This window comes from Bacillus sp. BD59S (assembly GCF_007363175.1).
Classification (GTDB): Bacteria; Bacillota; Bacilli; order Bacillales; family Bacillaceae_G; genus Bacillus_A; species Bacillus_A pacificus.
The window spans coordinates 3559974-3584847 of sequence record NZ_CP034686.1 but is presented as its reverse complement, the minus strand read 5'-3'; the positions used below and the strand labels follow the sequence as shown (position 1 = coordinate 3584847).

Here is a 24874-nt window from a genome sequence, read left to right as displayed (position 1 = left end):
GGTAGTAGAGCCTTGTCTCTATTACCTTTTTCATTGAGTTATTTCATGGCTTGGATGTGATAAAAAATGATTTGTAGTATGACAGGATTTGGAAGGTCGAAAGTAGAGAGTGATACTTTTCAAATTACAGTAGAAATGAAATCGGTGAACCACCGTTTTCTAGAGATGAGTATTCGACTACCGAAGCAAATGATGGTATTTGAAGACAAAATTCGTAAAATAATTGCACAGCAAGTTCGCCGTGGACGTATTGAAGTGTCTATTAGTATAGCGGGTGAAGGGCTTGTTGAAAGAAAATTAAGTGTGAATTGGTCGCTTCTTGAGCAGTACCAATCGATTATGAAAGATATAAAAGGGAAATTTCAATTACAAGATTCTATTACACTCGAGCAATTAATGGCAATGCCAGAAGTAACAGCGATTGAAGAGGTAGAAAACGTAAATGAACAATTTGAGAACAGTTTATATGAGGCTGTTCGCCAAGCTGCTCATATGTTAAAAACGATGAGAGATGGCGAAGGAGAACGATTACATAAAGATATAGCGTATCGCTTACAAGAGATTCACAATTGTGTAAATGCTATTATTCCGCATGCACCAATTGTTACACAAAAATATCGTGAACGATTAGAAAATCGCTTAAAGGAATTACATAATCAAGATTTAGATGAACAAAGATTGCTAACTGAAGTTGCAATCTTTGCTGAGCGTTGTGATATTCACGAAGAGTTAGTTCGTTTGCAAAGTCATTTAGAACAATTCCATGAAACACTGCAGATTGAAGAGCCTGTTGGAAGGAAAATGGATTTCATCGTGCAAGAGATGCATAGAGAAATTAATACGATTGGTTCTAAGGCAAATGACTTAACAATTTCAAAATATGTTGTAGAAATGAAAAATAACCTTGAAAAAATTCGTGAACAAGTACAAAATATTGAGTAGCTTTCAAAAAATATATAAAGTTATACGTGGTGGAGAAATCGGATAGACTTACTAGGAGGCGCAAACTATGGCCATGCGGTTTTTAAATATTGGATACGGAAATATTGTATCTGCTCATCGAATTATTGCTATTGTAAGTCCGGAGTCAGCTCCTATTAAACGAACAGTACAGGAAGCACGCGAACATAATGCTTTGCTTGATGCTACGTATGGGAGAAAAACAAGGGCGGTTATTGTTATGGATGATGGGCATGTTGTATTAAGTCCAATTCAGCCGGAGACGATTGCACATCGTTTGAATAATAAAGAAGAGTTAAGTGAGGAAGGGTAGGTTTTACATATTTATGAGAAGTAGAAGAGGATTGCTCATCGTTCTTTCAGGACCTTCTGGGGTTGGTAAAGGAACGGTTCGAAAAGAGCTGTTTAGTCATGAGGATACACGTTTTCAGTACTCCATTTCAGTAACGACACGTAAGCCACGTGAAGGTGAAGTGGATGGTGTGGATTATTTCTTTAAAGAGAGAGAAGAATTTGAGGAAATGATTCGTAATGAAAAATTACTTGAGTGGGCTGAGTTCGTAGGTAATTATTACGGAACACCAATTGACTACGTTGAAAAAACATTACAAGAAGGAAAAGATGTATTCTTAGAAATTGAAGTGCAAGGAGCAATTCAAGTTAAGAAAGCTTTCCCAGAAGGTGTATTTATTTTCTTAGCACCTCCAAGTTTATCTGAACTAAAGAACCGAATTGTCGGTCGTGGTACAGAAACTGAAGATGTTATTGAAAATCGTTTAACGGTAGCGAAAGAAGAAATTGATATGATGGACGCTTACGACTACGTTGTAGAAAACGACCAAGTTGAACTAGCTTGTGAAAGAATTAAAGCAATTGTGGTTGGCGAACATTGCCGCCGCGAAAGAGTAGCAAAATATTATAAAGAAATGACGGAGGGTCTATAATTATGTTAAATCCATCAATTGATTCATTACTAACAAAAATCGATTCTAAATATACACTTGTAACAGTGGCTGCAAAACGTGCGCGCGAAATGCAACTTGCTAATAACTGTGTTGTAGAAAAACCAGTTTCTCATAAATGTGTAGGTAAAGCATTAGAAGAAATCGATATTGAAGCGTTAAGCTACGTACCAAGTGAAGATAAAGTAACTGAATAAGACTTTGTCTTCGACAATTTAAAACATAGACTTTATAATTTTCTATGTAACGGTAACAACCTATTTACAAGTAGGTTGTTATTTTTTTACGGTAGGGAAGAAATATTGATACTGATGAGCTGATAATCTTGTTTCAGTATTATAAGTTTGAAAAAGAAAGAGGACGAGCCATATGCTAAAAGGGAAAAAGATACTTTTATGTGTAACAGGAGGCATTGCGGTCTTTAAAGCGGCTGCGTTAACGAGTAAATTGACACAAGCTGGTGCTATTGTAAAAGTAATGATGAGTGAGTCGGCAATGAAATTTGTTACACCTCTTACATTCCAAGCGCTTTCTCGCCATGATGTATATACGGATACATTCGATGAGAAAGACTCAGCTGTTATTGCTCATATCGATTTAGCAGATTGGGCAGATGTTGTACTTGTTGCACCTGCTACAGCCAATTGTATTGGAAAGTTAGCTAACGGTATTGCAGATGATATGATTACAACTACTTTGCTAGCTACTACAGCCCCAGTGTGGATTGCACCTGCTATGAATGTGCATATGTATGAAAATAAAATTGTTCAAAAAAATATGATGACGTTAAAAACGTTAGGATATACATTTATTGAGCCCGGAGAAGGTTTTTTAGCGTGTGGTTATGTAGCGAAAGGAAGATTAGAAGAACCTGAAGCGATTATCGCACGGTTAGAAGAGGCTTTTTCAGAACAAAAACCATTACATGGAAAAAGAATATTAATAACTGCTGGTCCAACGCGTGAAAAGATTGATCCAGTTCGTTTTATGACTAATTTTTCTTCTGGAAAAATGGGATATGCGATTGCGGAAGTAGCAGCGAACTTAGGTGCTGACGTCATACTCGTTTCGGGACCGACAGCATTACATCCACCATTACATGTAACTACAGTGCAAGTGGAATCGGCACAAGATATGTTAGAGGCAGTTATTCAACATTATCAAGACGTAGATGTTGTTATTAAAACAGCAGCAGTTGCAGATTATCGCCCGAAATATGTTCATGATAATAAAATGAAAAAGAAAAATGGCGATGCTGTAATTGAACTTGAGAGAACAGTAGATATTTTAAAAACATTAGGTGAGATGAAGGACAAACAGTTACTTATCGGTTTTGCGGCTGAAACGACAAACGTAGAGGAATATGCAACGAAAAAATTACGTGAGAAAAATGCGAATATGATTGTTGCAAACGACGTAAAGGCGCAAGGAGCTGGATTTGGTACAGATACGAACATTGTAACAATGTATAGAAAAGATGGAGAAGTTATAGAGTTGCCACTTTTAACGAAGAAAGAGGTTGCTCATGAAATATTAAAGCAAATTGAAATGATGTTAGAAGATGATCGTCTATGAAATTTGCAAGTGTAATTGTTGATGTACCTGCACGTCAGACAGATCGACCATTTGATTATATTATCCCTAAAAAATGGGAAGATATTGTCCAGACAGGCATGCGTGTAGTAGTTCCGTTTGGCCCAAGGAAATTGCAAGGTTTTATTATTGGGATTAAAGATTCTGTTGAAGTAGAAAATAAGAAGTTAAAGACAATCCATGAAATTTTAGATGTAACACCGGTTTTAAATGAAGAGTTGTTAAAGCTTGGGTATTGGCTTACAAGTGAAACGTTATGTTATATGATTTCAGCTTTTCAAGTTATGCTTCCAACGGCGATAAAAGCAACATATAAAAAACGTCTACAGCTTCGTAAACAAGAAGAAGTAGCACCTGAACTACTGTTTTTATTTCAGGACAAAGAAGCGATAGATTGGGAAGCGATTGAGACGCAGCCACATCTATACCGCACGATTCAACAAGAAATTAAACATGGCACGATTGAAGTCGTTTATCACGTAAAAGATAAAGTACAAAAGAAGAAACAAAGAATCGTTCAACCGGAGTTGCCAGAAGATAAATTGGAATTAGCAGCATTTGAACTGAAAAGTAAAAAACAACAAGATGTACTCTATTATTTTGTGGAAAATTATAAAAGTATGCCGTTGAAAGTAATAACAGAAGAGTTGCAAATAACAGATGCTCCAATTAAAGCACTTGTTAAAAAGGGGCTACTCTCAGAAAAGTATGTGGAGGTGTACCGAAATCCGTATGACGATGACGATTTTGAACAAACGAAACCATTCCCACTTACTGAGGAACAAAAGCAAGTTATTACACCGATTTTATCATCAATTACAAATGAAACTTACAATCCATTTTTACTATATGGTGTTACAGGAAGCGGAAAAACAGAAGTATATTTACAATCTATAGCAGCGGTGCTCGAGAAAGGAAAAGAAGCTATTGTACTTGTTCCTGAAATTGCACTAACGCCTCAGATGGTAGATCGTTTTAAAGGTAGATTTGGCTCACAAGTTGCAGTTCTTCATAGTGCGCTGTCTGTTGGAGAAAAATATGATGAATGGCGTAAGATTTTAAGAAAAGAAGTGAAAGTCGTAGTTGGTGCACGCTCAGCTGTATTTGCTCCTTTTGAAAATTTAGGGATTATTATTATTGATGAGGAACATGAATCGAGCTATAAGCAAGAAGATAATCCGAGGTATCATGCAAGGGATGTAGCTGTGTGGAGGGGACAATATCATAAATGTCCTATCGTTCTTGGTAGTGCAACACCGACGCTTGAATCGTTTGCAAGAGCGAAAAAAGGGGTGTATGAATTACTGACGATGGAAAAACGTATGAACGAACAAGCTTTACCGACAGTAGAGATTGTTGATATGCGTGAAGAACTTCGTGACGGGAATCGCTCCATGTTTTCAAAGGCGCTGCATGAAAAAATAGCAGATCGGTTAGAAAAGAAAGAACAAATGGTGCTCTTTTTAAATAGAAGGGGGCATTCTACATTTGTTATGTGCCGTGATTGCGGGTACGTTGTACAATGTCCGCATTGTGATATCTCGCTGACATATCATAAAATGAACCATCGTTTAAAATGCCATTATTGCAGTTACGAAGAAAATATGCCGACTGCGTGTCCTGCTTGTCAAAGTACATACATTCGTTTCTTTGGTACAGGTACGCAAAAGGTAGAAGAGGAAATTACCAAACTATTTCCAGAGGCACGAGTCATTCGAATGGATGTAGATACGACGAGTCGTAAAGGGATGCATGAGAAATTATTAAAGGCGTTCGGGGAAGAAAAAGCAGATATATTACTTGGAACACAAATGATTGCAAAAGGGTTAGATTTTCCAAAAGTAACGCTTGTTGGGGTTTTAACTGCTGATACGATGCTTCATTTACCTGATTTTCGGGCGAGTGAAAAGACTTATCAGTTATTGACGCAAGTAAGTGGGCGAGCAGGCCGACATGAATTGCCAGGGGAAGTTATCATTCAAACGTATACGCCAGAACATTACAGTATAGAGTTAGCAAAGAACCAACAATATGATGTGTTTTTTGACCAAGAAATGCAAATGAGACGAACGAGACAATATCCACCTTATTACTATGTTGTACTTGTGACGGTATCTCATCCGGAATTATTAAAGGCGGTACAAGTGACGGAAAAAATTGTCGGTCATTTACGGTCGCACTGTTCGCAGCAAACAATGGTGTTAGGACCGGTTGCTTCAGCAATTCCAAGGATAAAAGATAGATATCGTTATCAATGCATGATAAAATACAAACGGGAACCAAACTTAAAGAACGTGCTCAAAATGGTAAATGAACATTATCAAGCAGAAATGCAAAAAGAGCTACAAATCTCAATTGATTTTAATCCAACAATGTTAATGTAGCGGAGGGAAATATGGCAGTTTTAGAAATAGTAAAGCATCCAAATGAAGTGTTAGAAACACCGTGTGAAAGAGTAATTAACTTTGATAAAAAGTTAGTGAAATTGTTGAAAGATATGCATGAAACAATGTTAATTGCGGACGGAGTCGGTTTAGCTGCGCCTCAAGTAGGGGTAAGCTTGCAAGTGGCGGTAGTTGATATCGGTGATGATACTGGGAAAATCGAGTTAATTAATCCATCGATACTAGAAAAACGTGGTGAACAAGTAGGTCCCGAAGGCTGTTTAAGCTTCCCGGGACTTTATGGTGAAGTGGAACGTGCGGATTATATTAAAGTGCGTGCGCAAAATCGCAGAGGTAAAGTGTTTTTACTAGAAGCAGAAGGGTTTTTAGCGCGTGCAATTCAACATGAAATCGATCATTTACACGGTGTGTTATTTACATCGAAAGTGACAAGATATTATGAGGAAAACGAATTAGAATAGGTATTAAAAGGAGCGGTTTTTAAATGATAAAAGTAGTATTTATGGGAACACCGGACTTTTCAGTGCCGGTGCTTCGTCGTCTTATTGAAGATGGCTATGATGTAATAGGTGTTGTGACGCAACCAGATCGTCCGGTAGGTAGAAAAAAAGTATTAACACCTACACCTGTTAAAGTGGAAGCAGAAAAGCATGGTATTCCGGTGTTACAGCCGTTAAGAATTCGTGAAAAAGACGAATATGAAAAAGTATTGGCATTAGAGCCAGATTTAATTGTAACAGCTGCGTTCGGTCAAATTGTACCAAATGAAATTTTAGAAGCACCGAAGTATGGATGTATTAACGTCCACGCTTCTTTACTTCCTGAACTTCGTGGCGGTGCACCAATCCATTATGCAATTATGGAAGGGAAAGAAAAAACAGGTATTACAATTATGTATATGGTAGAAAAATTGGATGCTGGTGATATCTTAACACAAGTAGAAGTGGAAATTGAAGAGCGTGAAACGACAGGCTCGTTATTTGATAAGTTAAGTGAAGCAGGGGCACATCTTCTATCTAAAACAGTACCTTTACTAATTCAAGGTAAGTTAGAACCAATTAAACAAAACGAGGAAGAAGTAACGTTTGCATATAATATAAAACGTGAGCAAGAGAAAATTGATTGGACAAAAACAGGTGAAGAAGTATACAATCACATTCGCGGATTGAATCCATGGCCAGTTGCTTATACAACTTTAGCGGGACAAGTTGTTAAAGTATGGTGGGGAGAAAAAGTACCTGTAACGAAATCAGCTGAAGCAGGTACGATTGTTGCGATCGAAGAAGATGGTTTTGTTGTAGCAACTGGTAATGAAACGGGTGTTAAAGTTACAGAATTGCAACCTTCTGGTAAAAAGCGTATGAGTTGTGCGCAATTTTTACGTGGCACAAAACCTGAAATTGGAACGAAGTTAGGAGAAAATGCATGAGACAAAATGTTCGTGAATTAGCTCTTGATGGTTTAATTCAAGTAGAAAAAAGTGGTGCATACAGTAACTTACTTTTAAATAATCTAATTGAAAAAAGTACAATTGATAGAAAAGATATTGGTTTATTAACTGAAATTGTATATGGAACAATCCAACGTCGTGACACATTAGATTATTATTTACAGCCTTTTTTAAAAAAGAAGGTTGAAGCGTGGGTAAGAGTATTGCTTCGCTTATCTTTATATCAAATGATTTATTTAGACCGAGTGCCCGAAAGAGCGGCTATTCATGAAGCGGTTGAGATTGCAAAGCGTCGCGGGCATAAAGGAATTGCTGGTATGGTGAACGGTGTATTACGTTCGATTCAAAGAGAAGGTGTACCTTCTGTAGATGAAATCAAAGATCCAGTAGAACGCTTGGCAATTGCAACAAGTCATCCAGTTTGGCTTGTCCAAGAATGGGCTTCAGAATATGGTTTAGAAATTGCTGAGAAAATGTGTGAAGTGAACATGTTACCGCCTGTACCAACAGCGCGTGTAAATGTTGATAAAATAACAGTAGAAGAAGCAATTACATTATTGGCTAGTGAAGGTATAGAAGCGAAGCGTGGCGATTTATCAGATGATGCAATTCAAATTGAAAAAGGAAATGTAGCGCACACAGATGCGTTTAAAAAAGGTTTTCTTTCTATTCAAGATGAAAGTTCTATGCTGGTAGCACGTGCCTTAGAACCAGATGAGGGAGATGTAGTTCTTGATAGTTGTGCTGCTCCAGGTGGAAAAACAACGCATATTGCAGAGCGATTAAAAGGAACTGGTCAAGTCATGTCCCTTGATTTACATGCACACAAAGTACGTTTAATTAAACAACAAGCAGAGCGACTTGGTCTAGGAAATGTCGAAACAAAGGCATTAGATGCTAGAAAAGTGCAAGAACACTTTGCAAATGAAACGTTTGATAAAATATTAGTAGATGCCCCATGTTCTGGATTTGGTGTGATTAGACGTAAGCCTGATATTAAGTTAGGTAAAGATAAAGGCGATAGTGAAAGATTATCGACGATTCAACTTGCAATACTAGAAAAAATCGCACCGTTATTAAAACAAGGTGGTCGCCTTGTTTATAGTACGTGTACAATTGAGAAAATAGAAAATGAACAAGTAATAGAACGATTTTTACAAGAGCATCCTGAGTTCGAGTGGGATACTACGATAAAAGAGCGTATGCCAGAAAAGCTAAGTCCGTATATTGATGAAGGTCAAGTACAAATTTTACCGCATTATTTTGCAACAGATGGCTTTTATATTGCTTGTTTAAGGAAGAAGGTGTAGCATCGTGGAAACGACTGTGAGAAAACAAAAGAAAAATTTAGAAACGAAAAAACCATCAATTTACTCTTTACAACTTCATGAAATGCAAGATTGGTTAAAGGAGCAAGGAGAACCAAAGTTCCGTGCTGGACAAATTTTTGATTGGTTATATAAAAAACGTGTAAAAAATTATGAGGATATGTCAAACCTTTCTAAAGGATTGCGTGAAAAATTGTCGAATTCCTTTGATATTACTACTTTAAATACGTTAGTAAAACAAACGTCTTCGGATGGAACAATTAAATTCTTATTCCAATTATATGATGGATATTCTATTGAAACGGTATTAATGCGACATGAATATGGAAATTCCATTTGTGTAACAACACAAGTAGGTTGTCGTATTGGGTGTACGTTCTGTGCTTCAACGCTTGGCGGTTTAAAGCGAAACTTAGAAGCTGGAGAAATTGTAGCACAAGTAGTAGAAGTGCAACGTGCACTTGATGAATCAGAAGAACGTGTAAGTTCTCTTGTCGTTATGGGAATTGGAGAACCATTTGATAACTATGATAATTTAATGGGATTCTTACGTATCATTAACCATGAAAAAGGACTGCATATTGGTGCGAGACATATGACAGTTTCGACAAGTGGAATCATCCCAAAAATTTATAAGTTCGCTGAAGAAGACTTACAAATTAATTTTGCGATTTCACTGCATGCTCCAAACTCAGAATTACGTTCAAAATTAATGCCGATTAACCGTGCTTATAAGCTACCAGATTTGATGGAGGCTATAAAATACTATGTAAATAGAACAGGGCGTCGTATTACTTTTGAATATGGACTATTTGGAGGCGAAAATGACCAAGTTGAGCACGCTGAAGAGCTTGCTGCGCTCTTGAAAGGTGTAAAATGTCATGTGAACTTAATTCCGGTAAACTACGTACCTGAACGTGATTATGTACGTACGCCACGTGAACAAATTTTCTTATTTGAAAAAACGTTAAAAGATCGTGGAGTAAATGTAACGATTCGCCGTGAACAAGGTCATGATATTGATGCAGCCTGCGGTCAGTTGCGTGCGAAGGAGCGCAAAGAAGAGACGAGGTGACGAGATGAAAGCCGTGTTTCTATCAGATAAAGGAAAAGTTCGTCAACATAATGAAGATAGTGCAGGAGTTTTTCACAATTTAGATGGAAATATTTTAGCGGTAGTAGCAGATGGAATGGGAGGTCATCGAGCTGGTGATGTAGCTAGCTCGATGACCATTCAATTATTCCATGATTATTGGAAGCAAACGCATAATATGAACGAGCCAAAAAAAGTAGAAGAGTGGTTACATACTAGTGTGGGGATTATTAATGAGCGTATATATGAATACTCTAAGCAACATGTAGAATGTAACGGTATGGGAACAACACTTATAATAGCGATTTGTACACCAAATTTTGTGACGATAGGTCATATAGGAGATAGTCGTTGTTATATGGTATCAGAGGGGGAAATCTCGCTTGTAACGGAAGATCACTCACTTGTCAATGAACTTGTGAGACATGGTGAAATTTCAAAAGAAGACGCAGAATATCACCCGAAAAAGAATGTTTTGTTAAGGGCATTAGGAACAGAAGAGAAAGTCGGATTAGATGTGAAAACATTAGTGCTAGAGGAAGATGATCAGTTACTTCTTTGCTCTGATGGACTATCTAACAAAGTTTCTATTGCTGATATGCAACAAGTTTTACAGTTAAATGAACAGCTAGAAACTAAGGGACAGCGTCTCATTCAATTGGCGAATGATCGTGGCGGGGAAGATAATATCACCCTTGTTCTGATTGATTATGCGGGTTCGACAAACGAAAGTAGGTGAAGTGCAACGTGCTGATTGGAAAACGCTTAAATGACCGTTATAAGCTACTGAAAATGATTGGTGGCGGTGGAATGGCCAATGTGTATTTAGCTCATGATGATATACTAGGCCGAGATGTAGCGGTGAAAATATTAAGACTCGACTATTCAAATAACGAAGAGTTTATTAAACGTTTCCATCGAGAAGCGCAGTCTGTTACAACGTTGTCGCATCCAAATATTGTGAATATGTATGATGTCGGAGAAGAAGATGGTATATATTATCTTGTAATGGAGTATGTACCAGGACAAACATTGAAGCAATACATAATTGAGCGAGGGATGTTACCGATAGGAGAAGCTCTTGATATTATGGAGCAGTTAACATCCGCCATGGCACACGCCCATCATTTTGAAATTGTGCACCGCGATATTAAACCGCACAATATTTTAATTCGAGCTGATGGAGTAATAAAAGTAACAGATTTTGGAATTGCGACAGCTACAAGTGCAACAACAATTACACATACAAATTCAGTACTCGGTTCGGTGCATTATTTATCACCAGAACAAGCACGCGGCGGGATAGCAAATAAACAATCAGATATTTATTCCCTAGGGATTGTTATGTTTGAGTTGTTAACAGGAAGACAACCGTTTTCTGGTGAATCTGCTGTTGCTATAGCTTTAAAACATTTACAAAGTGAAATTCCATCTCCGAGAAGATGGAATGAACATATTCCGCAAAGTGTCGAAAATATTATATTAAAGGCAACTGCGAAAGATCCGTTTCATCGATATCAATCTGCCAATGCGATGAAACGAGATATTGAAACTGCGCTATATCCAGAGAGGATAAATGAGCAGCCATTTTACATACCGGAAGATATGGAAGCGACGAAAGCGATTCCGATTATTCAACAAGAACAATTATTCGAAAATATAACCGATGAAACAATTGTTTTAAAAGGAAGTAAAGTGGATGAACAGAACAGAAAAGAAGAAGTAGAATTAAGTAAGAAGAAAAAACGAAGTAATAAATGGCTCAAAATTTTAATTACAACATTTTTACTTTTAGCGATCGGAATAACGTTAGCCCTTACTGTTATTCCAGGATTCTTTATTCCAAAAGATGTAAAAGTCCCTGATGTGTCTGGTATGAAATATACGACTGCAGTAAATACATTAGTTGAAAAGGGTTTTGAGGTTACGGAACCTAATATTGTATATACAGATGATGTAGAGGTCGGTGGTGTTCTAAAAACAGACCCTGCGGCCGGAAGAGTCGTGAAAGAGAACTCTAAAATTACTATCTATCAATCGGGTGGGAAAAAGAAAAATAAGATGAGTGATCTCACAGGAAAAGATTTTGAGAGCATAAGGTCTGAATTAGAAGAAAAATATAAACAAGTTACAATAAATTATATTGAAAATGATAGACCAAAAGGTGAAATCGTTGAGCAAATTCCGACGCCGGATCAAATGGTAGTAGAGGCGGAACAAGACTTGAAAATTTGGGTAAGTAAGGGTCCTTATCAAATTAGACCAGGTGACTTTTCAGGATGGACTGAAAATAGTGTCAATGGTTATTTGAATGAGAGGAAACTAACTCCAGATATAAAACGAGAGTATTCTGATACTGTTGATAAAGGACTTGTAATTTCGCAATCTCCAAAACCAGGAACGCCGTTAAAAGAAGGAGATAAAGTGACGATTGTCATCTCAGAAGGTCCTAAGCCGAAAGTAACGAAAACAGTGAAAGTAGATAATATTTCTATTCCGTATGAGTCTTCTATAATAGGTGAGAAAAAACCGCAAACGATAGAAATTTATAAAGAAGATATGCAACAAAAAATGGATAGACCAATTGAAACTAGAACAATTTCAGAGTCGGCAACTATTTCATTAGAATTTGTAATTCAAGAAGGTACAAAAGGACATTATAAAATTGTACGAGATGGTGTAACGATTATTGACAAAGAAGTACCATATCCAACTCAATAATAATGAATTCCATTTTCTTTTTAGAGAGAATGGAATGTATTACTTCTGCCTGTTATGCTGTCTACATATAGTGGACTGTATAACAGGCAAAAATATATGATTCAAAAAGATATAAAAGTGATACTGTTATAAATAATATTTTAAATTTGATGGTAGATTAAATATATTAATGTGTATATATGACCGGTTTTGAAATCTTTATTTAAAGAATGATAATCCATTCAATATGAATTACAGCTTCACTTTATACAGAATAAAGGAGAATTATATGCCAGAAGGAAAAATTGTAAAAGCTCTAAGTGGATTTTATTATGTGCAGCATGAAGAAGGGATTACACAATGTCGCGGGCGTGGTGTGTTTAGAAAAAATAAAATTACACCACTGGTAGGAGACCAAGTTGTTTTTCAGGCTGATAATCCAAGTGAAGGATACGTGCTTGAAGTATTTGATCGAAAAAATGAACTTGTCAGGCCTCCTATTGCTAATGTTGATCAAGCAATTCTTGTTTTTTCAGCAGTAGAACCAGATTTTAATCCGGGACTGTTAGATCGATTTTTAGTGCTGATTGAATATCATAACATTAAGCCGATTATTTGCATTAGTAAGATGGATTTAGTGGATGAAAAAATGAGAGAGACTGTTGAATCTTATGCAAATGACTATCGTGAGATGGGATATGATGTATTATTTACTTCTATAAATACATCGGAAAGTATTGATATTTTAAAACCGTTCTTAGAAGGTTGTGTTTCCGTTGTTGCGGGGCAATCTGGTGTTGGAAAATCTTCTATGCTTAACGTCTTACGTCCAGAATTAGAACTGAAAACGAATGATATTTCCTCACATTTAGGACGCGGGAAACATACGACAAGACACGTAGAATTAATTGCGATTGGAAGCGGACTAGTTGCAGATACACCTGGTTTTAGTTCACTCGATTTCATAGATATAGAGGTAGAAGATCTTACATATTGTTTTCCAGAGTTGAAAGAAGCGAGCCAATACTGTAAATTTAGAGGGTGTACACATCTTTCTGAACCGAAATGTGCTGTGAAGGCTGCGGTTGAAGAGGGGAAGATTACAGAATATCGTTATAAGAATTACAAACAATTTGTAGAAGAAATTAGAGAGAGAAAGCCGAGGTATTAGTTATGATTAAAATTGCACCATCGATCTTATCAGCAGATTTTTCAAAATTAGGGGAAGAGATTAAAGATGTAGAAAAAGGCGGAGCGGATTACATTCACGTCGATGTAATGGATGGACATTTCGTACCAAATATTACGATTGGACCATTAATTGTAGAAGCAATCCGTCCAATCACATCGTTACCGTTAGATGTACATTTAATGATTGAAAATCCTGATAACTATATCCCGACTTTCGCAAAAGCGGGAGCGGATATTATTACTGTTCATGTAGAGGCGTGTCCTCATTTACATCGTACAATTCAGTTAATTAAATCTCATGGCATTAAAGCAGGAGTTGTATTAAATCCGCATACGCCAGTTTCAGTGATTGAGCATGTATTAGAAGATATTGATATGGTATTACTTATGACAGTAAACCCTGGATTTGGTGGACAGAAATTTATCCATTCTGTATTACCGAAAATTAAACAAGTTGCAGAAATGGTTAAAGAGCGCAATCTAGAAGTAGAAATTGAAGTTGATGGTGGTGTAAACGCTGAAACAGCAAGACTTTGTGTGGAAGCAGGAGCAAATGTACTTGTAGCTGGGTCAGCAGTATACAATCAAAAAGACCGAGGTGAAGCAATTCGTGTCATTCGTGGATAATGAATGAACGAGTCTTTATCCCAGTGAATCTTCTAGTATAGTAAGTTTTCACTATTTATAAAGGATAGAGAAAAAATATGTAAAAAGGCAATCTACCGAATGGCAGATTGCCTTTTTACAATAGAAGGGGAAGGAAACATGATTATTCATATTTTAGCGGGAGGACCTGCGGAATATTGTGCAGATTTTTCTCCATATGAAAATGAGAAAGTAGTGTGGGCGGCAGTTGATAGAGGAGTATATCGTTTATTAAAAAGAGGTATTACTCCTGCTGTTGCGTTTGGAGATTATGACTCGGTTACGGAAGAAGAATTAGCGTGGATGGGGCAACAAACAAATGATTTACATATTGTTCCTCGTGAAAAAGATCAAACAGATTTAGAAATTGCGATTAACTGGGCGTTAGAACAAAATCCGGCACTCATTCGTATTTTTGGTGCTACTGGCGGAAGACTTGATCACGGTTTAGCGAATATACAGATGCTTTTAAAAGGATTAGAAGTAGGAATAGAAATGTGTATTGTAGATAATCAAAATGAAATAAGTGTAAAAAGAGAGGGTACACATATAATTGAAGAAAATAAAAATTTCCCTTATATATCTTTTGTGCCTGTTACTGAAATAGTGGAAGGGATTACATTACTTGGTTTTAAATATCCTCTAACGAATAAAAAAATAGAGTGGGGATCAACACTTTGTATTAGTAATGAACTCGTTGAGGAAAAAGGTACTTTTTCATTTACTTCTGGCATATTAATGGTGATAAGAAGCACTGATTAAAGAAACAATTTTGCTCCTTACATCATATAGTGAACAAGTGGAGTAATGGGGATTAGGAGGGAAACCATGAGATTTTATACAATTAAGTTACCTAAATTTCTTGGTGGAATTGTTCGTGCCATGTTAAATACCTTCAAAAAAGATTAAAAAAAGCACCTATTACCGGTGCTTTTTCCATTGGTATAGTAAAAAAAGAGCCTAGCGGCTCTTTTTTTTATTATTAAACACGTTCGATTTTGCCAGATTTTAATGCTCTAGCAGAAACGTAAACACGTTGAACTTTTCCGTCGATGCGTACGCGAACTTTTTGAAGGTTAGCGCCCCACTTACGTTTTGTAGCGTTCATTGCGTGAGAACGAGAGTTACCAGAACGAGCTTTTCTTCCAGTAATAGCACAAACACGAGCCATTTATATTTCCCTCCCTTGATACCTTACCATACGTAATTTTTCAATGTTAGTCTTTTATGCGATGCTAAAAACACTACTATAATTTAACACAACTAAAAAGAGAATGCAACACTGTAGAAAAAAGAAATCAAGAAAAATTACTTGACACTATATGTCAATGAAGAAAAGTTGAAATCAAGAAAAATTGCTTGACATATTATAGTGATACATGTTGTATAATAACAATGGACTATTTTGCTCATCATAAAAAAGTGTAGTTTTCAACATAAAATATGAGAGTGAAAAAGAAAGAACGATGGAATTTTCTTTAAAAAGATTATATGATAGTAACTAAAGTAGTCTAACTCACTTTCACCATTTATGAAGGGGGAAAACGAGATGTCAATTGAAATTAAAACGAAGTACGGTCAAATTGATATTAGTACAGATGTAATTGCAACAATTGCTGGAGGTGCCGCGGTAGATTGCTACGGTATCGTAGGTATGGCATCAAAAAATCAGTTAAAAGATGGATTAACAGACATTTTACGAAAAGAAAATTTCACTAGAGGTGTTATTGTTCGTAAAGATGAAGATGAAGTACATATTGATATGTATATTATTGTGAGCTATGGTACGAAAATTTCAGAAGTAGCACATAACGTGCAGACGAAAGTGAAATATACATTAGATCAAACTGTAGGACTAGCAGTAGATTCTGTAAACATCTACGTACAAGGAGTTAAAGTAATAAACTTGTAATGTGCATTAAGGAGGAAAATCTGTGTCAATTCAAAAAATTGATGGAAAACGTTTATCACAAATGATCATTCAAGGAGCGAATAATTTAACAAATAATGTTCAGCTTGTTGATGCATTAAACGTATTTCCAGTTCCAGATGGCGATACCGGTACAAACATGAACTTATCTATGACTTCAGGCGCACGTGAAGTGAAAGCAAATCCTTCACAACATGCTGGTAAAGTCGGTGTAAGTTTAGCCAAAGGATTATTAATGGGAGCTCGTGGTAACTCTGGAGTTATTTTATCTCAGTTGTTCCGTGGTTTCTCAAAATCCATTGAACAAAAAGAAGAATTAACAACAGTTGATTTTGCTGCAGCTTTAGAAGCTGGAGTAGAGGCGGCTTACAAAGCGGTTATGAAACCGATTGAAGGAACGATTTTAACGGTTGCAAGAGAAACGGGTAAATATGCAGTAACAGTTGCGAAAAAACAGCGCGACTTTGTTTTGTTTATGGAAGACGTTGTGAAAGAAGCAAATGCATCGTTAAATCGTACGCCAGATTTATTACCTGTATTAAAACAAGTTGGCGTTGTAGATAGCGGTGGTAAAGGTCTTGTAGTAGTATACGAAGGGTTTTTAGCTGACTTAAAAGGAGAAACGATTTCTTCTGATGCACCTGCCCAACCATCTATGAATGAAATGGTGCGCGCAGAACATCACCGTAGTGTACAAAGCCAATTGAGTACAGAAGATATTAAGTATGGATATTGTACGGAGTTCATGGTGAAATTAGAAGCTGATAAAGTGAAAGAACATAATTTCTCTGAACAAAAATTCCGTGAAGATATTAGTGTGTATGGTGATTCATTACTAGTTGTATCTGATGATGAAATTGTAAAAGTTCATATTCATGCAGAGCATCCTGGAGACGCTATGAACTACGGACAACGTTACGGTAGTTTAATCAAGATTAAAGTAGAGAATATGCGCGAACAGCATACTGCTTTATTAGATGAGCCTGCTATGATGCCTGAGCCAACTAGCCAGCCTAAAGAGAAACAACCATATGGTATCGTAACTGTAGCTATGGGATCTGGTATTAAAACTTTATTTGAAAGCATTGGCGCGACGAAAGTTATCGAAGGTGGCCAAACGATGAATCCGAGTACTGAGGACATCGTGAAAGCGATTGAAGAAGCAAACGCTGAAAAAATCATTATTTTACCGAACAACGGGAATATCGTAATGGCAGCAGAACAAGCAGCGTCAGTTGTGGATCAAGAAGTGATTGTAGTTCGTTCAAAAACAGTTCCTCAAGGTATGGCTGCAATGTTAGCATTTAATCCAGTTGGAACGCTAGAAGAAAATGAAGAAAACATGAAAGAAGCTTTATCTCATGTGAAAACAGGTCAAATTACGTATGCTGTACGTGATACGGAAATTGATGGTGTGGCAATTCAAAAAGATGATTTCATGTGTATCGCAGATGGAAAAATCGTATCAACAAATGCTGAAAAAGTAGGGGCTGCGAAGCAATTACTAGAAGCACTAATTGATGAAGATTCTGAAATCGTAACGATTCTACAAGGTGAAGATGCAACTGACGAAGAGGTAGCTGAATTAGTTGAGTTTGTAGAAGAGAATTTTGAAGATGCAGAAGTAGAAGTACATACTGGAAACCAACCGGTGTATTCTTTCATCTTCTCTGTAGAATAAGAAAAAATTCGTTTTGAAAATAAATGGATTACTTACTTGCTAATGGATAAGAAGTAGTAATATGAAGTTTATTACTAGTTTTTATTCAAAAGGCTAGCATATTGAAGATAAAAAAGAGCCTTGCTGCTAAAAGTGAGGCTCTTTTCTTTCGTGTTACTTATGAGGGATTTGAGTAGTTTCTCTTAGAATGCCTATGATAGAATATATAGGGTGAAAGAGAGCGATTACAGATGTCAATCATGTTAATGGATAATGAATCAAAAAATAATGTGACGGAGCGTGAGAATCTTGAATGAAGTTGTACAAGTTCCTGTTACGGATGTAAAGGGAATCGGAGGAGAAACATCTGAATTACTACACGAGATGGGAATTTATACAGTTTCTCATCTATTAGAACATTTTCCGTACCGTTATGAAGACTATGCGATGAAAGATCTTGCAGAAGTAAAGCATGATGAACGTGTAACAGTTGAGGGGAAAGTTCATAGTGCTCCTTTACTGCAATATTATGGGAAGAAGAAGTCGCGTCTTACGGTTCGTGTCCTCGTAGGTCGTTATTTAATTACAGCTGTATGTTTTAATAGGCCGTACTATAAGCAGAAGTTAAATTTAGATGAAACGGTAACGATTACTGGTAAATGGGACCAGCATCGTCAAACGATTGCGGTATCAGAACTTCATTTTGGACCGGTTGTACGTCAACAAGAAGTGGAGCCTGTGTACTCAGTGAAAGGGAAACTTACAGTAAAACAGATGCGCCGTTTTATTGCACAAGCGTTAAAGGAGTATGGAGACTCTATAGTTGAAGTGTTACCAGATGGATTGCTAAGTCGGTATAAATTACTGCCACGTTATGAAGCGCTTCGGGCTTTGCACTTTCCAGCGGGGCAGGAAGACTTGAAGCAAGCGCGTCGCCGTTTTGTATATGAGGAGTTTTTCTTATTTCAGTTAAAAATGCAAACGTTACGAAAAATGGAGAGGGAAAATTCGAAAGGGACGAAAAAAGAAATTCCTTCAGAAGAATTGCAAGAGTTTATTGATGCACTTCCGTTTCCGTTAACTGGTGCGCAAAGCCGAGTTGTAGATGAAATTATGAAAGATATGACATCTCCTTATCGAATGAATCGTCTGTTGCAAGGTGATGTAGGTTCTGGTAAAACGGTGGTTGCTGCAATTGGTCTTTATGCAGCGAAATTAGCGCATTATCAAGGTGCTTTAATGGTTCCAACAGAAATTTTAGCAGAACAACATTATCAATCGCTTGCAGAGACGTTCTCGCACTTTGGTATGAAGGTTGAATTGTTAACAAGTTCAGTTAAAGGCGTGAGACGCCGAGAGATTTTGGCAAAATTAGAACAAGGAGAAATAGATATCCTTGTTGGAACGCATGCTTTAATTCAAGATGAAGTTATTTTTCATAGGTTAGGTCTCGTGATTACTGATGAACAACATCGATTTGGTGTAGCGCAGCGACGAGTTTTACGTGAGAAAGGTGAAAGTCCAGATGTACTATTTATGACAGCAACACCAATTCCACGTACGTTAGCAATTACTGCATTTGGAGAGATGGACGTTTCTATAATCGATGAGATGCCAGCTGGTAGAAAGGTAATTGAAACATACTGGGCAAAACATGACATGTTAGATCGTGTTCTCGGTTTTGTAGAGAAAGAGATAAAAAAAGGAAGACAAGCATATGTTATTTGTCCCCTTATTGAAGAATCTGAGAAACTTGATGTACAAAATGCAATTGACTTACATAGTATGCTGACTCATCATTATCAGGGGAAATGTCAAGTCGGATTAATGCATGGAAGATTATCATCTCAAGAAAAAGAAGAGATAATGGGGCAATTTAGTGAAAATAAAGTGCAAATTCTTGTGTCGACAACAGTTGTTGAAGTAGGTGTGAACGTACCGAATGCGACTGTAATGGTTATTTATGATGCAGAGCGTTTCGGTTTATCACAGCTTCATCAGCTAAGAGGACGTGTTGGGCGTGGTAGTGAACAATCGTATTGTTTATTAATCGCGGATCCAAAATCGGAAACGGGAAAAGAACGAATGCGTATTATGACCGAAACGAATGATGGATTTGTATTGTCGGAAAAAGATTTAGAGTTAAGAGGTCCTGGAGATTTCTTTGGGAGTAAGCAAAGTGGTTTACCAGAATTCAAGGTTGCTGATATGGTACATGATTATCGGGCGTTAGAAACAGCTAGACAAGATGCGGCGTTACTAGTAGATTCAGAAGCTTTTTGGCATAATGATCAATATGCGTCATTGCGTACGTATCTTGACGGGACAGGTGTGTTCCAGGGAGAGAAGCTCGATTAAAGGGAGGCAACAAAAGTTTTTGTTGCATTCTACTTTTAATGATTATATACTACTGTTAGTACCTAGTCATAAAAATGGATGGTGCGGTATGAAAAAAAGAAGAAGTAAAAAAGAAAGACAAGAATTATTACAACAAACGATAGAAACGAATCCTTTTATTACGGATGAAGATTTAGCAGAAAAATTTCAAGTGAGCATACAAACCGTACGTCTTGATCGTATGGAATTGTCTATTCCTGAATTAAGAGAAAGAATTAAACATGTAGCTACAAAGCAACATGAAGAAGATGTGAAATCTTTACCATTAGAAGAGGTTGTCGGAGAAATTATTGATATAGAATTAGATAGACATGCGATTTCTATCTTTGAAGTGAAGGTAGAACACGTATTTAAAAGGAATCAAATTGCCCGTGGGCATCATTTGTTTGCACAAGCAAACTCACTAGCTGTTGCAGTTATTGATGAAGAATTAGCTTTAACTGCAAAGTCTACCATTCGATACATTCGTCCTGTAAAATTAGGAGAGCGTGTTGTTGCAAAAGCGCGCGTGGAAGATGTAGAGAATGATAAAGGGCGGACGGTTGTCAAAGTGCGTAGCTTTGTTGGAGAAGAACTTGTTTTCACAGGCACTTTTGAAATGTATCGATCTAGTAATTATAGTGAGGAAGGTAACAACTTATGAAAATCGCAATAGATGCAATGGGCGGCGATCATGCTCCAAAGGCTGTCGTACTAGGAGCAATGAAAGCTATTAAGGAATATTCTGATTTACATATTACGTTAGTGGGGAAAGAAGAGGAAATTCGTCAATACTTAACGAGTGAAGAACGAATTACTATACTTCATACAGATGAAAAAATCGAATCGACAGATGAACCAGTAAGAGCGGTTCGTCGAAAAAAACAAGCTTCAATGGTACTTGCGGCGCAGCAAGTGAAAGACGGTGTAGCGGATGCTTGTATATCAGCCGGTAGTACAGGAGCTTTAATGGCGGCTGGATTGTTTGTTGTAGGTCGTATGGAAGGAATTGAGCGTCCAGCTTTATCCCCTACAATGCCAACTGTTGATGGAGAAGGTTTTGTTATGTTAGATGTTGGAGCGAACGTTGATGCAAAACCAATTCATTTATATCAATATGCAGTAATGGGATCTGTATATGCTGAGAAAGTAAGAGGAATTAAAAATCCTCGCGTTGGACTTTTGAACGTTGGAACAGAAGATGGTAAAGGTAACGAGCTTTCAAAACAAGTCTTTGCAATGCTTAAAGATGCCCCAATTAATTTCGTTGGGAACGTTGAATCAAGAGATTTATTGCAAGGTGTAGCAGATGTTGTTGTATGTGATGGTTTTACAGGGAATGTAGCACTGAAATCATTAGAAGGAACAGCACTTGCATTATTCTCTATGTTAAAAGAACAGTTAATGAGTTCGTTTACGAGCAAATTAGCAGCAGCGGTATTAAAGCCAAAACTTATGGTATTAAAAGATAAAATGGATTATTCGGAGTATGGAGGAGCGGCATTATTTGGATTGAAGGCTCCTGTCATTAAGGCTCACGGTTCTTCCAATGACCAATCGATATTTAGTGCGATTCGTCAGACGAGAGAAATGGTAGCGAAAGAAGTGATTCCTACTATTTCAAGCGTAATGGAGAAAGAGCCACTCCAATAAGAGGAGGATTTGAAATGGGAAAACTAGCATTTCTTTTTCCGGGCCAAGGTTCACAGGCAGTTGGAATGGGTAAACAGTTAGCAGAGAATAATAAAGAGGTTGCAAATGTATTTGCAAAAGCAGATGAGGTGTTGCAAGACTCACTTTCAGAAGTGATTTTTGAAGGGCCGCAGGAAAAGCTTACGTTAACAACAAATGCGCAACCTGCTTTATTAACAACGAGTTTTGCTATTTTGACAGCTTTAAAAGAGTATGATGTTACACCAGACTTTGTCGCAGGGCATAGTTTAGGTGAGTATAGCGCTCTTGTAGCAGCAGGTGCATTAACTTTTGAGGATGCAGTATATGCTGTAAGGAAACGTGGGGAATATATGGAAGAAGCTGTTCCTGGCGGAGAAGGTGCAATGGCGGCTATTTTAGGTGCTGACCCACATATGCTGAAACAAGTTACAGAAGAAGTAACAAGTGAAGGATATGCAGTACAAATTGCTAATATGAATAGTACGAAGCAAATTGTGATTTCTGGAACAAAGCAAGGAGTCGAGATTGCTTCTCAAAGAGCGAAAGAAAATGGTGCGAAGAGAGCAATTCCGCTTAAAGTAAGTGGACCGTTCCACTCTGCGCTTATGAAGCCAGCGGCGGAGAAATTCCAAAGTGTCTTAAATGAAATTACAATTCAAGATACGAATATTCCGGTAATCGCAAATGTAACAGCAGACGTTATTACAAGTGGTGCGCATATTCAAGAAAAGCTGATCGAACAGCTCTATTCGCCTGTCTTATGGTACCCATCCATTGAATATATGGTGAGTCAAGGGGTAGATACATTTATTGAGATTGGACCTGGGAAAGTACTTGCTGGACTTATGAAGTCAATTGATTCATCAGTGAAAGCATACGCGATATACGATGAAGAGACATTACAAGATACCATTTCGAATTTGAGAGGAGAAAACTGATGTTAAAAGGGAAAGTAGCATTAGTAACGGGTGCTTCACGTGGAATTGGTCGTGCAATTGCGATTGATTTAGCAAAACAAGGGGCAAATGTTGTAGTAAATTATGCTGGTAACGAGCAAAAGGCAAATGAAGTAGTTGATGAAATAAAGAAATTAGGTTCGGATGCAATTGCAGTAAGAGCAGATGTTGCAAATGCTGAAGACGTTACAACTATGGTGAAACAAACTGTAGATGCATTTGGACAAGTTGATATTCTTGTGAATAATGCAGGGGTAACAAAAGATAATTTATTAATGCGTATGAAAGAAGAAGAATGGGATACAGTTATTAATACAAACCTAAAAGGTGTATTCTTATGTACAAAGGCAGTATCTCGATATATGATGCGTCAACGTCATGGACGTATTGTAAATATCGCTTCTGTTGTCGGAGTAACGGGAAACCCAGGACAAGCAAACTATGTTGCTGCTAAAGCGGGTGTAATTGGATTAACAAAAACATCAGCAAAAGAGTTAGCGAGCCGTAATATTACTGTAAATGCAATTGCTCCTGGATTTATTGCGACAGATATGACAGACGTATTAGATGAAAATATAAAAGCTGAAATGTTAAAATTAATTCCTGCAGCTCAGTTTGGTGAGGCGCAAGATATCGCGAATGCTGTAACGTTTTTTGCTTCTGATCAAAGCAAATATATTACAGGTCAAACGTTAAATGTTGATGGCGGTATGGTAATGTAATAAAAGAATCGATTTCAGCTAGTTTTTTTGGACAATATTTAATATAATATTTGAGGGGAGGTGAATGGAATGGCAGATGTTTTAGAGCGTGTAACAAAAATCATCGTTGATCGTTTAGGAGTAGAAGAAACAGAAGTAGTACCAGCTGCAAGCTTCAAGGAAGATTTAGGAGCAGACTCCCTAGATGTAGTAGAACTTGTAATGCAATTAGAAGACGAATTCGAAATGGAAATTTCTGATGAAGATGCTGAAAAGATTGCTACTGTTGGCGATGCTGTGACTTACATAGAGAGTCATCTATAATGCTTGAATGAAGTCCCGTTTTTTAGCGGGGCTTCTCGGCTTATATCTGGAGGGACCTATGCCGTACCGTAAATATAGAGAAAAAAAATACGAAACAAAATATCGTGAAGCGTTTAAAGTATTTCAAGAAAAGATAGGTATTACGTTTACAGATGAAAAATTATTGATTCAAGCATTTACGCATTCATCGTATGTGAATGAGCATCGAAAAAAACCGCATGAAGACAATGAGCGTCTCGAATTCCTTGGAGATGCAGTATTGGAACTTACTGTATCGCAGTATCTGTTTCAAAAATATCCGACAATGAGCGAAGGAGAGTTAACAAAACTACGTGCAGCTATTGTATGTGAACCATCTCTTGTTCGTTTTGCAAACGAGTTGTCATTTGGTAGCCTTGTTTTATTAGGAAAAGGTGAGGAAATGACAGGCGGACGTGAACGACCAGCTTTATTAGCGGATGTCTTTGAAGCGTTTATTGGTGCCCTTTATCTTGATCAAGGGCTAGAAACAGTATGGGGCTTCTTAAAAGAAATTGTATACCCTAAAATTAATGAGGGTGCTTTTTCTCATGTGATGGATTATAAGAGTCAATTACAAGAGTTGATTCAGCGTGATGGTAGTGGCAATATTGAGTATCAAATTTTGCAAGAAAAAGGACCGGCCCACAATCGAGAATTTGTGTCACGTGTTACGTTAAATAACGTGGCTTTAGGACTTGGTAGTGGCAAGTCGAAAAAAGAAGCAGAGCAACAAGCTGCTGCAGAAGCGTTGAAAAAGTTAAAAGAACAACTATAAGGAATCCCCCTTTGAATGAGGGGGATTCCTTGTGCATAGAATGAAACTTTCCTTTCGTTTGTAAATGTAAGGAAATAAAATCCGTATAATAGTTTGTTTTTGTATAAACAACATTTATAGCAACGGAGAA

At 37.2% G+C, this 24874-nt stretch carries 26 protein-coding genes; 25 read left to right on the top strand and 1 reads right to left on the bottom strand.

Annotation, left to right across the window (positions count from 1 at the left end; translation table 11 throughout):
* Positions 1-66 precede the first annotated feature (66 nt).
* The 16 genes from EKQ63_RS20615 (at position 67) to spoVM (ending at position 15236) form a co-directional block, all read left to right on the top strand.
* Positions 67-942, top strand: coding sequence for a YicC/YloC family endoribonuclease (locus tag EKQ63_RS20615; RefSeq protein ID WP_087954484.1), 876 nt, complete (start codon positions 67-69; stop codon positions 940-942).
* Between the two features lie 67 nt (positions 943-1009).
* A complete protein-coding gene (remA, locus tag EKQ63_RS20610; RefSeq protein ID WP_001251458.1) occupies positions 1010-1273 on the top strand; it encodes an extracellular matrix/biofilm regulator RemA in 264 nt (87 codons plus the stop codon).
* A 13-nt stretch (positions 1274-1286) separates the two neighbouring features.
* On the top strand, positions 1287-1904 hold the full coding sequence (gmk, locus tag EKQ63_RS20605; RefSeq protein ID WP_001257738.1) for a guanylate kinase: 618 nt from the start codon (positions 1287-1289) through the stop codon (positions 1902-1904).
* Between the two features lie 2 nt (positions 1905-1906).
* Positions 1907-2119, top strand: a complete 213-nt coding sequence (gene rpoZ / locus EKQ63_RS20600) for a DNA-directed RNA polymerase subunit omega (RefSeq protein WP_000933969.1) — start codon at positions 1907-1909, stop codon at positions 2117-2119.
* 172 nt (positions 2120-2291) lie between these two features.
* Positions 2292-3497 (top strand): bifunctional phosphopantothenoylcysteine decarboxylase/phosphopantothenate--cysteine ligase CoaBC, encoded by a 1206-nt coding sequence (gene coaBC / locus EKQ63_RS20595; RefSeq protein WP_087996526.1) that lies wholly within the window; start codon positions 2292-2294, stop codon positions 3495-3497.
* Positions 3494-5899 carry a primosomal protein N' gene (gene priA, locus EKQ63_RS20590; RefSeq protein ID WP_143881471.1) on the top strand — a complete coding sequence of 802 codons (2406 nt, stop codon included), beginning with the start codon at positions 3494-3496 and terminating at the stop codon, positions 5897-5899. Before coaBC ends, priA begins: the two co-directional genes overlap by 4 nt.
* An 11-nt stretch (positions 5900-5910) precedes the next feature.
* The gene (def, locus tag EKQ63_RS20585; protein ID WP_000279468.1) at positions 5911-6381 is read left to right on the top strand and encodes a peptide deformylase; all 471 of its coding nucleotides are present in this window, start codon (positions 5911-5913) and stop codon (positions 6379-6381) included.
* Between the two features lie 23 nt (positions 6382-6404).
* Complete coding sequence (gene fmt / locus EKQ63_RS20580; RefSeq protein ID WP_048550510.1) at positions 6405-7349, top strand: methionyl-tRNA formyltransferase; 945 nt, start codon at positions 6405-6407, stop codon at positions 7347-7349.
* Entirely contained in the window at positions 7346-8680 is a 1335-nt protein-coding gene (rsmB, locus tag EKQ63_RS20575; RefSeq protein ID WP_087954487.1) for a 16S rRNA (cytosine(967)-C(5))-methyltransferase RsmB, read from the top strand. Before fmt ends, rsmB begins: the two co-directional genes overlap by 4 nt.
* Positions 8681-8684: 4 nt before the next feature.
* A complete protein-coding gene (rlmN, locus tag EKQ63_RS20570) occupies positions 8685-9773 on the top strand; it encodes a dual-specificity RNA methyltransferase RlmN (RefSeq protein WP_000450543.1) in 1089 nt (362 codons plus the stop codon).
* Between the two features lie 4 nt (positions 9774-9777).
* Positions 9778-10530 (top strand): Stp1/IreP family PP2C-type Ser/Thr phosphatase, encoded by a 753-nt coding sequence (locus tag EKQ63_RS20565; protein WP_000648696.1) that lies wholly within the window; start codon positions 9778-9780, stop codon positions 10528-10530.
* 8 nt (positions 10531-10538) lie between these two features.
* A complete protein-coding gene (gene prkC / locus EKQ63_RS20560; RefSeq protein ID WP_087954488.1) occupies positions 10539-12512 on the top strand; it encodes a serine/threonine protein kinase PrkC in 1974 nt (657 codons plus the stop codon).
* A 268-nt stretch (positions 12513-12780) separates the two neighbouring features.
* Positions 12781-13662 (top strand): ribosome small subunit-dependent GTPase A, encoded by an 882-nt coding sequence (gene rsgA / locus EKQ63_RS20555; protein ID WP_001113936.1) that lies wholly within the window; start codon positions 12781-12783, stop codon positions 13660-13662.
* A 2-nt stretch (positions 13663-13664) separates the two neighbouring features.
* Positions 13665-14309, top strand: coding sequence for a ribulose-phosphate 3-epimerase (rpe, locus tag EKQ63_RS20550; protein WP_000589966.1), 645 nt, complete (start codon positions 13665-13667; stop codon positions 14307-14309).
* A 99-nt stretch (positions 14310-14408) separates the two neighbouring features.
* Positions 14409-15089, top strand: coding sequence for a thiamine diphosphokinase (locus tag EKQ63_RS20545; RefSeq protein WP_143881470.1), 681 nt, complete (start codon positions 14409-14411; stop codon positions 15087-15089).
* A gap of 66 nt (positions 15090-15155) precedes the next feature.
* On the top strand, positions 15156-15236 hold the full coding sequence (gene spoVM / locus EKQ63_RS20540; RefSeq protein WP_001213599.1) for a stage V sporulation protein SpoVM: 81 nt from the start codon (positions 15156-15158) through the stop codon (positions 15234-15236).
* 73 nt (positions 15237-15309) lie between these two features.
* Here spoVM and rpmB read toward each other — a convergent pair whose 3' ends face one another.
* The gene (gene rpmB / locus EKQ63_RS20535; protein WP_000124776.1) at positions 15310-15498 is read right to left on the bottom strand and encodes a 50S ribosomal protein L28; all 189 of its coding nucleotides are present in this window, start codon (positions 15496-15498) and stop codon (positions 15310-15312) included.
* Between the two features lie 378 nt (positions 15499-15876).
* Here rpmB and EKQ63_RS20530 point away from each other — a divergent pair, with 378 nt between their 5' ends.
* The 9 genes from EKQ63_RS20530 to rncS all read left to right on the top strand — a co-directional run bounded on the left by EKQ63_RS20530 (position 15877) and on the right by rncS (position 24744).
* Entirely contained in the window at positions 15877-16239 is a 363-nt protein-coding gene (locus EKQ63_RS20530; protein ID WP_000021109.1) for an Asp23/Gls24 family envelope stress response protein, read from the top strand.
* A gap of 22 nt (positions 16240-16261) precedes the next feature.
* Complete coding sequence (locus EKQ63_RS20525; protein ID WP_087954490.1) at positions 16262-17938, top strand: DAK2 domain-containing protein; 1677 nt, start codon at positions 16262-16264, stop codon at positions 17936-17938.
* Between the two features lie 288 nt (positions 17939-18226).
* The gene (recG, locus tag EKQ63_RS20520) at positions 18227-20275 is read left to right on the top strand and encodes an ATP-dependent DNA helicase RecG (RefSeq protein ID WP_087954491.1); all 2049 of its coding nucleotides are present in this window, start codon (positions 18227-18229) and stop codon (positions 20273-20275) included.
* Positions 20276-20363: 88 nt separating this feature from the next.
* Positions 20364-20957: a transcription factor FapR gene (gene fapR / locus EKQ63_RS20515; RefSeq protein ID WP_000747352.1), complete on the top strand. Its 594-nt coding sequence runs from the start codon at positions 20364-20366 to the stop codon at positions 20955-20957.
* On the top strand, positions 20954-21946 hold the full coding sequence (plsX, locus tag EKQ63_RS20510; RefSeq protein WP_000684108.1) for a phosphate acyltransferase PlsX: 993 nt from the start codon (positions 20954-20956) through the stop codon (positions 21944-21946). Before fapR ends, plsX begins: the two co-directional genes overlap by 4 nt.
* 14 nt (positions 21947-21960) lie before the next feature.
* Positions 21961-22905: an ACP S-malonyltransferase gene (fabD, locus tag EKQ63_RS20505; RefSeq protein ID WP_087954492.1), complete on the top strand. Its 945-nt coding sequence runs from the start codon at positions 21961-21963 to the stop codon at positions 22903-22905.
* Entirely contained in the window at positions 22905-23645 is a 741-nt protein-coding gene (fabG, locus tag EKQ63_RS20500; RefSeq protein WP_016718306.1) for a 3-oxoacyl-[acyl-carrier-protein] reductase, read from the top strand. The genes fabD and fabG overlap by 1 nt, the downstream gene beginning before the upstream one ends.
* 69 nt (positions 23646-23714) lie before the next feature.
* Positions 23715-23948, top strand: coding sequence for an acyl carrier protein (gene acpP, locus EKQ63_RS20495; protein WP_000786062.1), 234 nt, complete (start codon positions 23715-23717; stop codon positions 23946-23948).
* Positions 23949-24006: 58 nt separating this feature from the next.
* Positions 24007-24744, top strand: coding sequence for a ribonuclease III (gene rncS / locus EKQ63_RS20490; RefSeq protein WP_001146876.1), 738 nt, complete (start codon positions 24007-24009; stop codon positions 24742-24744).
* The last annotated feature ends 130 nt before the right edge of the window (positions 24745-24874 follow it).

What these genes read in the sequence shown, in the direction of transcription:
- acpP (WP_000786062.1), top strand. Translation starts at nt 23,715, where the DNA reads ATGGCAGATGTTTTAGAGCGTGTAACAAAAATCATCGTTGATCGTTTA.
- fmt (WP_048550510.1), top strand. Translation starts at nt 6,405, where the DNA reads ATGATAAAAGTAGTATTTATGGGAACACCGGACTTTTCAGTGCCGGTG.
- rpe (WP_000589966.1), top strand. Translation starts at nt 13,665, where the DNA reads ATGATTAAAATTGCACCATCGATCTTATCAGCAGATTTTTCAAAATTA.
- plsX (WP_000684108.1), top strand. Translation starts at nt 20,954, where the DNA reads ATGAAAATCGCAATAGATGCAATGGGCGGCGATCATGCTCCAAAGGCT.
- spoVM (WP_001213599.1), top strand. Translation starts at nt 15,156, where the DNA reads ATGAGATTTTATACAATTAAGTTACCTAAATTTCTTGGTGGAATTGTT.
- rncS (WP_001146876.1), top strand. Translation starts at nt 24,007, where the DNA reads ATGCCGTACCGTAAATATAGAGAAAAAAAATACGAAACAAAATATCGT.
- priA (WP_143881471.1), top strand. Translation starts at nt 3,494, where the DNA reads ATGAAATTTGCAAGTGTAATTGTTGATGTACCTGCACGTCAGACAGAT.
- rsgA (WP_001113936.1), top strand. Translation starts at nt 12,781, where the DNA reads ATGCCAGAAGGAAAAATTGTAAAAGCTCTAAGTGGATTTTATTATGTG.
- def (WP_000279468.1), top strand. Translation starts at nt 5,911, where the DNA reads ATGGCAGTTTTAGAAATAGTAAAGCATCCAAATGAAGTGTTAGAAACA.
- EKQ63_RS20565 (WP_000648696.1), top strand. Translation starts at nt 9,778, where the DNA reads ATGAAAGCCGTGTTTCTATCAGATAAAGGAAAAGTTCGTCAACATAAT.
- gmk (WP_001257738.1), top strand. Translation starts at nt 1,287, where the DNA reads ATGAGAAGTAGAAGAGGATTGCTCATCGTTCTTTCAGGACCTTCTGGG.
- rpoZ (WP_000933969.1), top strand. Translation starts at nt 1,907, where the DNA reads ATGTTAAATCCATCAATTGATTCATTACTAACAAAAATCGATTCTAAA.
- remA (WP_001251458.1), top strand. Translation starts at nt 1,010, where the DNA reads ATGGCCATGCGGTTTTTAAATATTGGATACGGAAATATTGTATCTGCT.
- EKQ63_RS20615 (WP_087954484.1), top strand. Translation starts at nt 67, where the DNA reads ATGATTTGTAGTATGACAGGATTTGGAAGGTCGAAAGTAGAGAGTGAT.
- EKQ63_RS20545 (WP_143881470.1), top strand. Translation starts at nt 14,409, where the DNA reads ATGGCAGATTGCCTTTTTACAATAGAAGGGGAAGGAAACATGATTATT.
- rpmB (WP_000124776.1), bottom strand. Translation starts at nt 15,498, where the DNA reads ATGGCTCGTGTTTGTGCTATTACTGGAAGAAAAGCTCGTTCTGGTAAC.
- coaBC (WP_087996526.1), top strand. Translation starts at nt 2,292, where the DNA reads ATGCTAAAAGGGAAAAAGATACTTTTATGTGTAACAGGAGGCATTGCG.
- EKQ63_RS20530 (WP_000021109.1), top strand. Translation starts at nt 15,877, where the DNA reads ATGTCAATTGAAATTAAAACGAAGTACGGTCAAATTGATATTAGTACA.
- fabG (WP_016718306.1), top strand. Translation starts at nt 22,905, where the DNA reads ATGTTAAAAGGGAAAGTAGCATTAGTAACGGGTGCTTCACGTGGAATT.
- fapR (WP_000747352.1), top strand. Translation starts at nt 20,364, where the DNA reads ATGAAAAAAAGAAGAAGTAAAAAAGAAAGACAAGAATTATTACAACAA.
- fabD (WP_087954492.1), top strand. Translation starts at nt 21,961, where the DNA reads ATGGGAAAACTAGCATTTCTTTTTCCGGGCCAAGGTTCACAGGCAGTT.
- rsmB (WP_087954487.1), top strand. Translation starts at nt 7,346, where the DNA reads ATGAGACAAAATGTTCGTGAATTAGCTCTTGATGGTTTAATTCAAGTA.